General features: G+C 37.2%; 15 protein-coding genes. 1 reads left to right on the top strand and 14 read right to left on the bottom strand.

Features of this window, described 5'->3' with window-relative positions; genetic code table 11:
* Positions 1-86: 86 nt before the first annotated feature.
* The 13 genes from LKACC16343_RS05235 to LKACC16343_RS05175 form a co-directional block, all read right to left on the bottom strand.
* Positions 87-2204 carry an SLAP domain-containing protein gene (locus LKACC16343_RS05235; protein ID WP_056953564.1) on the bottom strand — a complete coding sequence of 706 codons (2118 nt, stop codon included), beginning with the start codon at positions 2202-2204 and terminating at the stop codon, positions 87-89.
* An 89-nt stretch (positions 2205-2293) separates the two neighbouring features.
* The gene (locus LKACC16343_RS05230; RefSeq protein WP_056953561.1) at positions 2294-3286 is read right to left on the bottom strand and encodes an acyltransferase family protein; all 993 of its coding nucleotides are present in this window, start codon (positions 3284-3286) and stop codon (positions 2294-2296) included.
* 67 nt (positions 3287-3353) lie between these two features.
* Complete coding sequence (locus LKACC16343_RS05225; protein WP_056953559.1) at positions 3354-4328, bottom strand: LCP family glycopolymer transferase; 975 nt, start codon at positions 4326-4328, stop codon at positions 3354-3356.
* 26 nt (positions 4329-4354) lie between these two features.
* Complete coding sequence (locus LKACC16343_RS05220) at positions 4355-5770, bottom strand: oligosaccharide flippase family protein (protein ID WP_056953558.1); 1416 nt, start codon at positions 5768-5770, stop codon at positions 4355-4357.
* Positions 5770-6888 carry a UDP-galactopyranose mutase gene (glf, locus tag LKACC16343_RS05215; RefSeq protein WP_056953556.1) on the bottom strand — a complete coding sequence of 373 codons (1119 nt, stop codon included), beginning with the start codon at positions 6886-6888 and terminating at the stop codon, positions 5770-5772. The genes LKACC16343_RS05220 and glf overlap by 1 nt, the downstream gene beginning before the upstream one ends.
* A gap of 12 nt (positions 6889-6900) precedes the next feature.
* Positions 6901-8079, bottom strand: a complete 1179-nt coding sequence (locus LKACC16343_RS05210; protein ID WP_056953553.1) for an EpsG family protein — start codon at positions 8077-8079, stop codon at positions 6901-6903.
* A 24-nt stretch (positions 8080-8103) separates the two neighbouring features.
* Positions 8104-9027, bottom strand: a complete 924-nt coding sequence (locus LKACC16343_RS05205; protein ID WP_056953551.1) for a glycosyltransferase family 2 protein — start codon at positions 9025-9027, stop codon at positions 8104-8106.
* 23 nt (positions 9028-9050) lie between these two features.
* Positions 9051-10043, bottom strand: coding sequence for a glycosyltransferase family 2 protein (locus tag LKACC16343_RS05200; protein WP_056953549.1), 993 nt, complete (start codon positions 10041-10043; stop codon positions 9051-9053).
* Entirely contained in the window at positions 10044-11093 is a 1050-nt protein-coding gene (locus tag LKACC16343_RS05195; RefSeq protein WP_056953547.1) for a glycosyltransferase, read from the bottom strand. It lies immediately after the preceding gene.
* Positions 11093-11866 carry a DUF4422 domain-containing protein gene (locus LKACC16343_RS05190; protein WP_056953546.1) on the bottom strand — a complete coding sequence of 258 codons (774 nt, stop codon included), beginning with the start codon at positions 11864-11866 and terminating at the stop codon, positions 11093-11095. The genes LKACC16343_RS05195 and LKACC16343_RS05190 overlap by 1 nt, the downstream gene beginning before the upstream one ends.
* Position 11867: 1 nt before the next feature.
* Complete coding sequence (locus LKACC16343_RS05185) at positions 11868-12533, bottom strand: sugar transferase (RefSeq protein ID WP_056953544.1); 666 nt, start codon at positions 12531-12533, stop codon at positions 11868-11870.
* Positions 12534-12598: 65 nt separating this feature from the next.
* The gene (locus LKACC16343_RS05180; protein ID WP_056953542.1) at positions 12599-13339 is read right to left on the bottom strand and encodes a CpsD/CapB family tyrosine-protein kinase; all 741 of its coding nucleotides are present in this window, start codon (positions 13337-13339) and stop codon (positions 12599-12601) included.
* 5 nt (positions 13340-13344) lie between these two features.
* A complete protein-coding gene (locus LKACC16343_RS05175) occupies positions 13345-14121 on the bottom strand; it encodes a YveK family protein (RefSeq protein ID WP_056953540.1) in 777 nt (258 codons plus the stop codon).
* Between the two features lie 265 nt (positions 14122-14386).
* Between LKACC16343_RS05175 and LKACC16343_RS05170 the strand changes: the two genes are divergently transcribed.
* Positions 14387-15337, top strand: a complete 951-nt coding sequence (locus LKACC16343_RS05170; protein WP_056953538.1) for a beta-1,6-N-acetylglucosaminyltransferase — start codon at positions 14387-14389, stop codon at positions 15335-15337.
* Here the strand turns inward: LKACC16343_RS05170 and LKACC16343_RS05165 are convergent.
* Positions 15299-15955 (bottom strand): hypothetical protein, encoded by a 657-nt coding sequence (locus LKACC16343_RS05165; RefSeq protein WP_056953536.1) that lies wholly within the window; start codon positions 15953-15955, stop codon positions 15299-15301. The two genes, LKACC16343_RS05170 and LKACC16343_RS05165, sit on opposite strands and share 39 nt — an antisense overlap.
* Positions 15956-16026: the final 71 nt, after the last annotated feature.

Genomic DNA, 16026 nt, shown 5'->3' with positions numbered 1-16026 from the left:
CCAAGGTGATTAGAGGTATAGACGGAAATATCTTTAATATAGGAAACAAAAATCGCTAAAATCTGTTTGATTTTAGCGATTTCTCATCATGCACGAACAAATTCATCTGTAGCAATACGATAATAAGCAATTCCATTAATGACAACCTTACGGTCAACTTTCCAAGAAGTACCAGTTGCCAATTGATAATCTAATAACTTACCAGTAGCCGAATAAACTGGTGTTTTAACTTTAGCAGTGAAGACTTTGGGGAATGTGGTTGAAACTACCTTACTACCAGAAACATTCACTGCATCAGCGGCTACCCACTCGTCACTGGCAACACGATACATTTTGATTCCATTAATAGTGGCACTACTATCAGTTAACCAATTGGAACGTGCTGGCAAAGTTGTACTCAATTTAATACCTTTTGAATTGAACAAAGGTACAGCTGAACTTGCTGCCAAAACTGTTCTCGTTTGAATTGGTGTATAAGTAATTCCACTATCAGCTAACAAGTATTCATTAGTTCCCACTTCATAATATTGTTGACCATTGATTTCCACTACTCTGTCATAAGTCCAACCGGTATTAGGCCCTAATTCAACTGCCAATGTGTTACCTTCAATATCAGTTAATTTTGTATAACCATTGAAAGTTCTGACAACACCACTCTTATCAACATATGTTGGTGCCACTGGAGTTGTGGTTGTTTCACTAGATTCATTACCTGCAGTGTCAAGAACGTTACTTGATCCAGTTGAATCACCAGTCTCTGTAGATTGCGCAGGTGTTGTCGGTTCAATCACAGGTTTAGTTGAAGTCTTCCAAATCAAAGGTTGTGAGTACATCCCGAAGTATTCCAAAGTTGAGTTGCCGTAGCTCTTCTGCAACATCGAATCGTCATTACTGCTGATGTAGTCGCCAATAATGCCGTAAGTTAATTTCTTAGCCGAAGTGTCAGGATCGGCAATCTTATAAACGTCGCCTTTAACATGAATCAAGTTATCGTCAGCAGGCGTCTTGACCGTCGTCGTGTAGTGGTAAGTCGAGGCCAGATCTTCACCATCAATTCCTTTAAATGGCAAAGCAGTAAAGATTAGACCTGCTTTACTTGCGGTAGCGTAGACAGGTATAGTGCTGGCTACATTATTGTGATTAACGAATACAGTTACCGATTTTGTTCGATTGATACCTTTCAAGGCCGAAAAGTTAGAAATCGAACCGTTATTCAAAACAATGTCATTGTATGTTTTACCGTTATTAGCATATTTGACCAGCCATGGTGCAATCTTTTCTAATTGTGCTTGCGTAATTCCTGAATTAGCTGAAACGGCAGTATCACCAGTTAATTCAACATTTGTAGCTTTAGAAATATCCAATTTAACCAATTGATTCAAATCAATTTCCTTAGCCTTAGCATTGCTATAGTTGCCGTCCAAAGTAAAATTGTAAATTGGAATTCCATACAAAGGTGACAAATCGAGGTCAGCTTTCGGATCTGAAGCTAATTTAACTTGGAAAAATACCTGAGTATTCTTTGGTAAATACTTCAAAACTTGCAAACCATCAAGATTTTCAATTGGCGTATCGGTTTCATCTGTCACATTAGGATTAATGCCAGATAAATAAACCGTTTCATTTAGGAAAAATTCAGAATTATTAAACTTTTGAAATTCTCCAACGGTTACTTTGTCCTTATCATTCAAACCCAATGACCATTTGACCATTGATGATAGTGTCGGATCCTTGATATCTATGACTGTATCTGCCGATTCTGGCTTGTTCGCTACCACATTAGTTGCTGGTGTTTTCTTAACTACAGTCGGTGCCACTTTAACTACTGGTTTGGCAGTTTGAGTAACTTCAGGTTTTGCTACTGAATTGTCAGTTGGTGCAGTTGTTTTTTGTACATTAGTAGTTGTTGACTGTGTTGTAGTCGTAACTGGTTTTGATGTAGCCGTGGTTGGCGTCTTTTCTGTTTGCGTATCAACTGTTGATGATTGCGTAGTTGTTACCAGTTTTGATACATCAGTATTATTTGTTGGTGCTTGAGTCGTTGTAGTGGTTGAAGTAGTTGGTGGTACAGCCTTTTCAACACTCACATTAGTATTTCCATCAGTTGTAGTATCGGCTTTAACGGTTTGATTTGATAATGATGTCAAAATCATTGCTGAAAATAGTGTTGCCCCTAAATATACACATTTCTTATTTAATAACATAACTATCATCCTTTTCCATATCTTCTGCCGTAATAATAGTTCATGAATTCTTATGTAGTTATTTATAAGAATCGTTTTGTACTTTTTGTCTAACTCCGCACTAGTCGTGGATAAAAAATCCATCTGACCAATTTAATTCTATTGACCAAAAAGCAAACGAAGAGTGACAATAACCAAGTCCCAGCAATCAAAGCCAATACAACCAAGAAGTAATTTGATAAAACAATCTTAAAGAGCAGCACTTTCAACAATGTCTTAATCGGAACGTGAACTAGATAAATTACGATTGAAGCTTGACCATATCTACTGAAGTAGTTATATAAACGACTTGGATGTAGATTACTAAAAAGATAGAAGAAAACGAAAATACTCAATAATTTAGAAATGCTAGTTGCCGGTACCATTCCATCAGTGTTGTACCAATCACTGACTAGAAAATATTGAAATACCAGACTGACCAACATCCCACCTAATGAACCAAAGAATAGTAACTTGTTCTTCAACAAAGCTTGATGTTTCTTTAAAACGACTCCAATCATAAAGCAAGGTAACCAACCAAAAGTTCCAGAAACCATGAATGGCAGTTGAACTGTCTGTACAAGAATGAATAAACCGCCATAAATAAGCAATTGCCAGTACCATTGAATGTGCAATAAATCGATCAAACCAACTACTAAAAAGATAAAGAATAAACTGTACAAAAACCACAACTCACCAATCGGTTTATTCCAAATCTGCCCCAAACTGCCCCAGGTATATAACTTATTAACATTACTCTTGTCGAATTGTTGCAGCATAATAAAAATTACGGAAAAAATTGCATAGGGAATCATCAATCCGCAAAATTTTTTCTCCATCCCTTTAAGATACTCACCACTCGACTTAGGAGCACGATACAAGAACCCTGATAGCGCAAAGAAACAAGGCATGACGAAGGTCAAAATAATTCCCAGTAAAAACTGTGATAGCAAATTATAATTTCCAAAGTGGTTTGATTCTAACAGATCACTCAGGCAGTGGGCTACGACCACAAAGAAAATCGTCAAACCTTTGCCAAAATCAATCCAGCCAATTCTTTTCATGATGTTTCCTCCCTTCAAAAAAAGGAATCATATCACACCGATATGGTTCCCTTTTTGATATCAAAATTTATTTCTTAGCGACTGGAGCTTGAACCGGTACGTATTCAATATCACCAGTTGTAGCTTTGGACAATCCTAGGTTAACTCTGAGATCATCTGTGACACGTTGTAATTCAGCTTTGTTAACAACTTCCATGCTTTGACCAGATACTTTGGCAGCACTGCCTTGGAGGTTATCTTCAACAGTATGATCACCGACTTCATCATAATTCTTGTCTAGTAAAGTCATACTATCGAAAGTTAAATCTGTTTCCATTTGACCAGAAACTGAATTGATCAAACGTTGGTTGAACAATGTAGAAATTGAACGCCCCTTGTGTAGCAAAGCTGATAGAACAGCTCTTTGACGGTCCTCACGAACATAGTCATTGCCATTACTGATGTAAGCCATAGCTTCTCTGCCGTCCATATGTGTTGAACTGCCCTTTACAAAGTTATAACCTGCAACGCTAAATGAAACATCAGGAACGACTTCGATACCTTTGACATCGTCAATTGCTTGTTTCATACCATCCATATTCAATAGCAAGTATGAATCAATTGGCACATTCAAAAGTTGTTCAACAGATGTAACAGCTGTCTTAGTTTGACCTAATGAGTAAGCCGAACTAATTGTAGCTGGTGAACTCTTTTCAAATCCAGGCACTTTAATAGCAACATCGTGTGGAATTGTAGTGATAGTAGTCTTCTTAGTAGCTGGGTTCACGGTTAGAACCATCATACTGTGAGTATCACCTTTGTATGAACTGATCGAACTATTGGTATTAATACCCATCAACAAAATGGAAAATGGTTTGCGAGCTGCCAATTCAGCGTGGACATCACGACTTTCAGCTCCAGAAGGTACAAATGAACTGTTGACCGCACTCTTAACATCACGATAACGAGTCATTCCAAAGGCTGCGCCACCTAAAATAAAGATTAAAACGAACCACATACATAAATCTCTTATAGTGTGTCTCTTATTTCTGTTTCTATACATAAGGCCTTTCCTCCTCATATAGGTATTTATTTTTTCAAGAATCGCTTAGCTTGAGTTAGCATCTTAACTTTAAATAACAATATCAAAGCCAAATATGTCAAGAAACCAATGGATACTTCAAAAATGATTGAGAACCATCCATTAGGTAGAATTCTATCTAATGAAAAAACAATACAAAACATAATCAATCCCGACAGTAAGTACTTATAAGTGTCGTCAAACAACTTAGAATAAGATACTTGGTGCCGGATAGAGACTAATTGATACAAAGTGACCGATAATTCTGACAAAATCGTTGAAATAGCCGCTCCAACTGTACCCCAAAAGAAAATCAGTGGAATATTGGCAATCAGATTTACCACTGCCCCTAAAATAACTGAAATCGTATAGGCCTTGGTCTGATTAGTTGGTAACAAATATTGCATCCCAATCGCATTGCTCCAAGCAATCAAGATGATAATCAACGCTTCGATCATCATAATCGGAATAACTCCGTGAAATTTGTTGGTAAAGAACAATGGTACAAATTTAACGGTAATCGCCATCAACCCCAACATCATCGGGATGGACGACATGGTAATAAAAGAAAAACTGGTATACAAATACTCTTTAGCTTTGTCCAGATGACCATTAGCAAAGGCATTTGCAACGTGTGGTAACATCACAGTTCCCGTCGCCGTCACTACTGCTAAAACCATTTTGATGATTTTGTCTGACTGATCAAAGTACCCAGAAGCTTGAACCGAAACCATCGAACCTAACATCGTCTTATTCAAAACAACATAGATTTGAGTGGCAATTTGCGGTACGAATAGAATCAAGGCTGGCTTGAAATGTTTTGCAATCCGCAAATCGTGAAATCTGGGTCTACCGATATACTTGTGCAAACTGGGAAACAGGGTCAAATTCCCAATCAACAATGACAGTGACAAAATCAAAATGTAGATAGTCAAATCAGCTTTTGACTTCACTAAAGTAAAAATACTGACCAAAGTTAAAATCTTAATGATGAAATTTCGTAGCACTGTCACAGCAAAATTCTCAATTCCCATAAAAAACCAGGAAATATCGAAGATAACGGCTATTAACGAAATTGCTTGAGCTAAGTAATAGATTTGGTAATCACTCACTAATCCAAAGAATATTCCAAAGGCTAAAGTAGCTATGACCACTGTTATTAGCCGCATCAGAAAGATTTCGTAGAACGTGGCGGTCAATTTTTGCCGATCATTGCGGACAAAAGCAATTTGTCGATTTCCATAAAGATTCACGCCAATGCTTCCAAAGAGGATGAAATATTGAATAATTGAATTCGTGTAAGAATTTATTCCAACTCCCCTCGGACCCAGCACTCTAGCTAAATATGGCGTTGTTACTAAGGGAACTATCAGAATAAATACTTGATAAAAAGCATTATAGAGGTAATTTTTAATAACTTTCATTAATCGTCAAATTCTTTCTTGACAGTTTGTAGAGCTGCCATAATCGTCTGATCCATATTGTAGTAACGATATTGACCTAAACGTCCGCCAAAAATCACTTGAGGATAATCTTTACGAGCTAGTTGCAGATACTTGGCATAGAGTTCCTTGCTGGCGTGGTCATTGATTGGATAATAAGGCTCATCCCCAATCTCCCAAGCCTTAGGATATTCATGCGTTATAACGGTTTTATCTTTAACATCTTGTCCAGGATCAAAGAATTTATGTTCAATGATTCTCGTGTAAGGCGTCTGGGAATCGGTATAATTAACAACTGCATTGCCTTGGTAATTAGCCTGATTCAACACTTCAGTTTCAAAACGAAGGCTTCGATACTCTAAGGCTCCAAACTGGTAGTTGAAGAACTGATCGATCATTCCGGTGAAAATAATTTTGGCACCTGACTTCAAATATTCATCCTTATGATCAAAGAAATCGGTCTGGTTCTGCACTTCAATCAACTTATTACCCAACATTTTTTCGATAATTGGTGTATAACCACCAATGGGAATTCCTTGGTATGGATCGTCGAAATAATTGTTGTCATAAGTAAACCGAACTGGCAAACGACGAATGATAAAGGCTGGTAAATCCTTAGCTGACTTGCCCCATTGTTTCTCTGTATAACCCTTGATCAATTTTTGATAAACGTCGGGACCTACTAAGGAAATAGCCTGTTCTTCCAAATTCTTGGGATTACCATCCAGTTCTAAAGACTGCTTCTGTTGCTCAATCTTGGCTTGTGCTTGAACTGGAGTAACTACGCCCCACAACTTATTAAAGGTGTTCATGTTGAAAGGTAAATTGTAGATTTCCCCATTGAAATTAGCGATGGGACTGTTGATGTAGTGATTGAATTCCGCAAATTGATTGATGTACTGCCAAATTTCTGATGACTTGGTATGAAAGATGTGAGCTCCGTACTCATGAACCTGAATACCGGCAACTTCATGCGTATAAATGTTGCCGCCGATGTGACTACGTTTCTCAATTACTTTGACTTGATGACCTCGTTTAGCAGCCTCATAAGCAAAAACAGCTCCAAACAATCCTGAACCAACGACTAAATATTTTGTCATATTGCACCTCCATCAAAGTGCCACGGTCTGATAAACTGCAACGTACCAATATCCAAAGAGTACAAAGGCTGTGGCGTAAGTCATCAAATTATAGAAGAACATCAGATAAGCCGTTCTGTCTTTGAGTCGTTCGGTTGAAAACAGTAATGCCTTCAAAGGTGCGCTCATGAAGAGCAGTAACATGATGGCTCGCAAGTAAATCTGTGAATTCATAAATGATCCAATTGTAAAAGCGATGATATATAGATAGAGCGTCAAATAACCTTTTGGTAAAACCGTATCTTTATACAAAGATAGGAACAGCAGCAGCTCCACAATCAAAGCTACAAAAACCATCGAGGTGAAGGAAACCTCCGCTCTACCGGTTGAAGCACTAAACTCAGTTTGTCCATAAACGTAATTCTGTGACTTGGAAAATAGTGAACTCATCATTGGCAACTCACTGACTTGAGCCAAAAGATTAACGATGAAAGTCATGAAATGGTTATAGATCAAAAGAATCACCATCACTACTGCGTCAAAAATGTGATTGCCAAAGAAAACAAATTTGTTTTTCAAAGCCAGTAACAATCTGAAGAGGACAAACACGATGGCAATGGGATGAAAGAACATGCAGAAGATGTAAGCAATAATGGCTTCGACTTTTTCATGCTTTTGTGTTGCGGTCAAATCGGTGAAGATAGCCCAGGCGAAAATCATAAAGGCTAAGAAATTACGAATTCCCTCAATTTGGTAAAACAAGTTAAAAGTTGTCAGAATCACAAACTGAATCAAAATCAGATTCCAGTGCGAAACTTTGAAATACTTGCCAACTTTCAATAACAAATGCGACAGAAAAATCAGGAATAAGAACGTTGTTATGAAGAAGAACATCCCATTATTTTTGAAAAAGCTAAAGATCCAAATATACACAGCCACCACCGGTTCAGCGGCATACTCTGAATAATTCAGTACCCAATTTAATCCACCACTCAAGCCTGAAATTAAATTAGCATCACGAATCTGATCCAAAATATATTGAAAACGAACTGTATCGAAGTAGACACCATTCATCGGATTAGCCACATAAGCTGGTAAAGCTAACAGAATATCGCTAATCAAAAAATAATGTTTGAGATCATTTTCTTTGAAGATGTAACCAAAAATCAAAAAGAGTACTAATAGCACTGCATAAACCATTCCAAAATTCATGTCATCATCAGTCCCTCCTTGAGATTAGTCACCCTTAGTTTTGGCGTTCAATACGTAATGAATTTTTGGATTGAAGTACATGCCCTCGATAATACCTTTGGACATGATGCCCAATTTCTTAAACCGTTGATGTACCTTGTGGCTAAACAAAACTTGACCATATTCAATTCCGATTCGACCTAAAGATTTAATTTTCTCCGCACCTTTGGCCTTACGAGCACGAAAAGTTTTATTCCGGAAAAGATAAAAGTATCTGCTTAAACGACTGCCACTTTCATCTATGATGTCAATTCCGTCATTAGATTTGGTCTTATGATGGACAATACTTTCTGGAACAAAATAACAGCTGTATTCCCGACTGATTCGAGAGGTATATTCGGCATCATCTTCCCAAATGAAGAATTCCTTGTAAGGTAGACCCTTGACGGAAATCACTTCTCGAGGCACTAGTAAGGAAACAAAACTAGCTGAACTGACTCGTGGATAAAAGATATTGTCGCTGATTTCCAAGTCGTCGCTACTCCAATGGGCCTGGTCTATAGCTGGTACATTCATCACAGCTGGTTTACCGTCAATCCAGCGAACATTGCTAGCTAAAAATCCAAATTGACCAATCGTTGACCAACACTGACTCAATTCTTTTAAAGCTGTCGAAGTCGGAATCGTATCATCATCCATGATCCAAACAAAATCATCAGTCAATTGCTCTTCAAAGATTTTGATGCCTTCGTAGAAACCACCTGAGCCGCCCAGATTCTTGGCTAAATGTTTGACGATCAAACCGTCGATTTGAAGCGAGTCAAGATATTCTTTGGTACCATCTTGACTGTTATTGTCGATCACCAAAATATGTTTCACTGGATAAGTTTGTGCAGTGATGGCGGCAATATTCTCTTTTAAAAGTTTCAAACGATTATAAGTAACTACTAATGCTGTAACTTGTTTCATTTTGCTCACCAGACTAACTAAAATTACGTAACTGGATTCTTCTTTTGGTACAAACGGATATAAGTTTGTGGTGAAAATCTAGCTAAGATAACCGCAGCTGCGTATCTTTTTGGCAAATATTGCAAGGCCTTGAGAATCGCTGGAATTGAATAAAGTGACCAGTATCTTCTTTGCTTTGTCTTATTCCAACTCGTGTCATATTTGATGTGATGATGAATGATATATAACGTCGTTCTGATCTTAAAAGCATTGATAATCGCTGTTTTGACATGTAGTCCGCGACTATTCAAAATTGCTTGTACCTTATTTTCATACTTACTAGCCCAATAGCTGATCTTGGGATTGAACGAAGTTGTTGTTGTTCCCAAAGTCTTGTAGAGGTCGTACAGTATCTGATTGATGAAGACAACTTTTCCCGGTCGGCAATTCAACAAGTACCGCAGATTGAACAGTGAATCCTCGAAGAAATTGCCATTATTAAAACGGAGTTGGTGCCCTTGAATCAGACTCCTGCGAAAAATTTTGTTCCACAAGCCAGTGTCGAATTCCTTATTTTTATCCAAATAATTGGTGATCAAATCTTTTTCATTCTTAGCACCAGTTAGGTCGGTTTGATCTTCCACAACTGTCTTATCCGGATAGATTTTTTTGATTCCACACATAACCAAATCATTGTCAGCTTCAATTTTATGAACCATGATCTGCAACATATTTTTTTCAACAATGTCATCACTGTCAAAGAACATGACATAATCACCTTTGGCATGATCTAGGCCATTATTACGAGCTGCGGACTGTTTCAAATTCTGTTGTCTGAATAATTCAATATTGGCAAATTTCTTCTGATACGCTTCAATACAACCAATCGAGTCATCAGTTGAACCATCGTCAACTACGATAATTTCAAATGGAAAATCAACTTGTTGTCGCTCAATTGAATCAAGACAACGACCAATCGTTTGCTCGGCGTTATACATCGGAATGATAATACTCAAAGTTATTTTCATTTTTATCATCTACTTCATTTCCGCCAAACTAGCCCAAAAACGTTGGCAAAATTTATCAGTCGCATATTTTCCTAACGTCTGTTGCACCGTGACGTGATTGAAATGTACTTGCTTGATCAACTTCAAAATGTCAGTTACTAAACCTTTGACGTCACCGACTCGATAGAGAAACCCATTCTCTGAATCGATAATATCTGCCGGTCCAGTCGGACAATCTGAAGCAATTCCGGGAACGCCATAACTGATTGACTCCGCTAGAGCCATCGGAAAGCCTTCATACTGTGAAGTCAAAACCGTCGCATCTAATGTCCGAATCTCTTGCCATGGATCTTTCACCCAACCATGCCAGATAACTGTCTGTTTTACATGATGTTTAGCCAGATAAGCCTTACATTCAGCTATCTGTCCAGTGCCATAAATATGTAAAACAACTGCCTGTGGTGGTAAAAGAGTTAGCGCATCAAACAATTCTTGCAAATCCTTTTGCCCCTTCAACATCACTCGTCCGACATAAGCTAAATGAATCACACCATCATCAGCTGGCATGATTACTCGTTTCTTTTTGTCGACTGGATTAAAAATCAAACGAATTCGTTCGGCTTTGATACCCAATGATTCCAATTGCTTGACGATACCAGAACTGATAGCTAAGTGATAGTCGGCATAATGCAACTTGTCAGGATCAACTGTCTTTTCATTAAAAATTGAGAAGTGAATCCAAGAGACTATCAAATAATGTTTACGGAAAACTTTCCTGATTAAAGCTGACCAATGAATGATAGTTGTACTCAAACAAATCACCTGCTCAAAACCACCAAACAACAACCAGTAACTCAAAACCAACATTCGTAAAATTTGATTATCTGTCGCAAAATGAACTTTCACTTTGGTCGGTAATTCAGTGATCCATTGATTATTTTTGTGACCACCCAAAATAACTAAGTCGATCCGATTTAAATTTTCAAAATACTCATTTTCCTGTAAAACTGTCTTCAGAACCGTTTCCGTACCACCATTACCCGATAACTTAGGTGTGATGATAGCAACTTTTCTTTTCATTAGAAGTGCGTCTTTCCTACTTCTAAGCCAAACCTCCGGCAGAAGAAATAGAAGTATTTTTTCATCAGATGCTTGGGACCCACTTCATACCAACGAACTTCGGTATAACGAACCCGATTCTTCTCGACCCAGACATCCATTAACAATTCGCCCAGATAACCATAAACGCGTGAATCCTGTTGCGAATAGTTCGAGATATCCAGTTGTTGTTCCAAAATGTCTAAGACGTTAAACAGAAATTGAGAATATTGATCAAAAAATTGTTTCTTCATGATAAACATGTTGAACATGTGTGCACTGCGACGATGCATCACTTTATCAAAGGAATCTAAGTAATCAGGATAGTAAGTCGCAATCACGTAACGTAATTTATCTAAGGGGTCACTCTTGTGGGCGTGAACGTAATGCGAATAATTCGTCTCAATATAGTAGTGCCGCTTAGTTGGCAAAATAACGTCAGTTGTCTTCAAAATATCGGCAATCTCTTCATCAGTCAGTGGACCATTTTTATCTTCATATGATTTGAAAAAGCGGCGGTACTGTACGAGTCCAATTGCGTCTGACGTATCAAAATTCTTCCAGGCCCAATACATTGCGGTCAACTCGTTATAATGAGGGTTCTTTTCAGAAATGTTCTTGCCAGTATCATCACGTTGAAACTTAATACCTTGTTTAAAATTTTTAACAGCTCCTACCAAAACTGGTAGATATGTCTTTTTATCAACTGGCATTGGAAAAACTTTATGTGCCGCTACGAGTACTTTTGCATCCATATCAATAAGCCCCGTTTTCCTTAAAAATATCGACAAAGTTAGCTAAGATAATTTTCAAATCGACTGTTAAACAAGCTTCATCAATGTAATGCATCTCAATTTCAGCTCGTCTGGGATAGCCAACTTTACTGCGACCTGACGCTTGCCAAAGCCCCATGGCGCCAGGTTTAACTGATAATAATTTCTTACGGTCATATTCCTTCAGTTCATCCTCGACTACTGGTCTTGGCCCTACCAAGCTCATATCACCCTTAAAAATATTGATAAACTGCGGTATCTCATCAATTGAAGATCTTCTCAAGAATCTCCCTAGCTTGGTAATACGTGGATCTTCATCTGGTGGCAGTTTAAAATTATTTTTAACGTATTCTGCGTACAGTTTCTTATCAGCGTGCAGTTCTTCGTCTGCGTTAACGACCATAGAACGAAACTTATACATTTTAAATTTTTGTCCATGGAGCCCCATTCGTACTTGCCCGTATAACACTGGTCCGCGATTAAACTTACTCAAGTGATCTACTAAGGCAATGACCAGATATATTGGACACAAACAGATTAATGCCAACGCTGAAACAAGAATGTCGAATAGTCGCTTGATAAACAGATACCAAGCTGTTTCAATGTCAAAATGTAACTTCTTATACTTCTCATGTTTCGATTCGATCATTTATCCTGCCCCAAAAGCCATTAGGCTTTCCAGTCAATTTAAATTCTCTCCTCGGATATACTTCATTAACTCTTTCTCTGATATTTCTCTAAACCGTAATAACTCCCGTAATAACCATAATGTTGGTCACGAATGACTCGATTCATTACTGCCCCTAAGATGTGTGCGTGAACCATCAACAAAGCTTGTTTAGCATGAGCAACAGCAGCCTTATTAGCAATTCCTTGTGGAACAACTAAAATCACACCATCAACTAAATTGGCCAGAACCTGAGCATCCGTTACTGTATTGATTGGCGGTGCATCTAAAATTAATAGTCCAAAACTTTCTGATAGTCTGGTAAATAATTGTTTAATTTTATTACTACCAAGCAACTCTGAAGGATTAGGTGGAATTGGACCACTCGTAATGACGTACAAGTTGTGAAAATCAGTTGGTTGTATAATCTCTTCAAAAGTTGCGTTGCCCAATAGATAATTGGATAAACCTTTTTTGTTATCAACATTAAAGGTTTGATGAACCGTAGGTCGACGTAGATCGGCATCAATCAATAGAACTTTTTCATTCTGTTGCGCCCAAGTCACGGCAATGTTGCTGCTGACAGTAGACTTACCTTCAGAAGGTTCTGACGAAGTAAATAGAATTGATTTCAAGGGCTTATCAACCGATGAAAACTGAATGTTAGTCCGAATCGTTTTAAATTGTTCCGAAATGATACCGTTAGGATCATCCGAAGCAACCAGACCAACACCATGATGCAAACTGTAATTATCTAATTTTTTATGCTTATTTTTGAAATTTAACATTTGGTTTAAACCCTCCTGTAATTTCTTTCATCGACAGTATTTAAAGTTGGTTCGTCTACAACTGACTTCTTAGTATCTGTCTGTTCAATTACTTTTTGGTCAATCTCATCGACAATTCCCAAGCTGGTCAAACCTAATTCATCACTTAACTCAGTTTCAGTAGTGACAGCACTATTGCTTAACTCTTTCAAACAGGCAAACGCGATACCGAAGATGATACCTAAAACAATTCCAATCAAGACGTTTAAAATTTTCTTAGGACTTGTTGGTGTCGGATCAACTGTAGCTTTAGAAACAACCGAAACATTGTCGACACTCATCAACTTACCAACACGTTTCTTAAAGACACTGGCGGTCTCATTAGCAATAGCGGCCGCAGTTCCCGCATCCGTCGATTTAGCTGTTAAAGAGAACACCTGCGAGTTCTGTGCATTACTAATCGATAAAGATTTGGATAAATTACCGGCACCTTGATAACCGGGATAATCATGAACTCGTTGATTAACCTCGTTTAAAACTGTGGGACTGGTAATGATATCTTTATAAGTACTGATCAATTGCACATCAGCTTGAGCTTGTTGAAACTGACTAGCTTCCGCATCAGAAGAAGCTTTACGGTTGACCAAAATCTCAGTTGTGGCACTGTACTTAGGCGTCATAACGAAGAAAGTTACAAAAATGGAGATAATGATTACAAAGAATGCGGTACCGATAATCATACGAATGTGTTTTCGAATTATCTCCCAAATCCGCAACACACTGATTTTTTGTTGATTTTCCAATTTGCTCCTCCTAATGAATAGAATTTAGGGTATGCAAAAAACCTCACGAAACACTAATTGCACAAAAGCCACTCATAGCTTTCATGAAACCAGTCCCTCATAAGGTTTCTGATTGTCATAGTACTATCATTTTCCATAAACATTCATCATTAAGCCCTCGATTAGACTTAATGTATGAAACACCTACTTTTATATGATTATTTTTTAATTCTAAAAATTAATGTGCTAATATCTATCAAAAAGTTATGCCTTGGAGATGCCAATCATGACTAAACATGCATATTTGATTATTGCGGATAATAAATTTGAACAACTAGGATTCCTATTAACGCTATTGGATGACTCAAGAAATGATATTTATCTTTTAATCGACAAAAAAACGTCGCTAACTCAACAAGACAAGCAGAAGTTACACACTTGTGTTGAGAAAACGACGTTATTAATATTGCATGATATAAAAATCACTTGGGGTACTTACTCCCAAATTGCAGCCGAAATGGAATTGTTTGAAATCGCCAGTGAACATGATAAGTATGGTTATTACCATCTAATCTCCGGCCAAGATTTGCCGCTACGCAATCAGAATTATATTCATAACCTCTTTGACCAACATTCCGATATGATTTTTCTGACCATTCCCTGTCAGGAGATCTATCAAAAAGTTAAGATACCTGAACGGGTTTTGTATGAACACTATTTTATTCGATTTTATGGTAGATCTAGTTTGAATAAGTATGCTAAGAAGTTCTTTCGTATCTTGGAAAGAATCAACTTTGAAATTCAAAAGATTACTGGCGTTACCAAACGTAGAAAAGCTAGTTTGCCACCTATTAAATATGCCTCTAATTGGGTTAGTTTAAATGATGCGGCTGTTAGATATTTAGTCAGCCGGAAGGACTTTATTTATTGGACTTTCCGACATGCTTTTCTTTGTGATGAATTGTTTGTTCCTACTGTTTTGTTGAACAATGAGAAATTTAAGGATACTGTTTACCACCCTCAGCCTGTGCATGATCGACCTGATGAGTTGCAGGGTAATCTGCGGTATATCAATTGGTGGGATGGCTCTCCCTATACTTGGTCTAGTGATGATTGGGATAAGGTGGAATATGGTCGGGATTTGGGACATTTGTTTTCTCGGAAATTTAATTTGGAAACGATATTGCAAACTAAAACCTCATTTTTCAACATACATATTTATACTAGTTCCATGTAATTTATACCTATTGTACTCACCATACAGCACATCTGATTCTATTTTAACTTTTTTATAATTATTATTTTTGAAATCCTGAAACATTGTATACCAATAATTATATTTTGCAAAAATGTTCTTATAGTATGAGGAATCAGCATAATTTTTACTATCAATTTTAACAGTATCCTCTTTCAATGACTCACGTATAGTAGAAAGACTCCCATAAAGTTCAGCCGCAATTCTACTATTTTTTCTATATCCCTCTAGAGAATGTAAATCAAATTCTATATTTTCGATACTAACTTTTACTCTTTCTCTTAAAGAATCAATATCTGAACTATTCCCCGCTGCAAAAGGACCAAAATCACGTCTCAATTCGTCAGTCGTATTTATACTATTATTTGTAGTTATTTCAATTGATTGACGCGTTATATTGTTCTCTAACTTTTCAGTATGTACCTTATCATTTTCAACTTTCCACTCTGTCACTATATTAAGTAACATTGGTACAGTGGCTAAAATCATTGTTGTAATAGTTTTTGATACCTTCTTTTCTTTTTTCGATAAAATCCAAATTGTAATAATCATTATTATTACAATTCCAATATAAATTAATGCTATGAGATGTTTTTTCATAAGATTCTTTTATAATCATATTCTTTAGAAGATTGACAGGTGATTTAAAAAAGCTTCATACCCATTAAGGT

It is taken from the genome of Companilactobacillus bobalius, assembly GCF_002179915.1.
GTDB lineage: Bacteria > Bacillota > Bacilli > Lactobacillales > Lactobacillaceae > Companilactobacillus > Companilactobacillus bobalius.
Note: the sequence above shows the minus strand (reverse complement) of the source record. Positions and strands in the feature narration are given on the sequence as shown.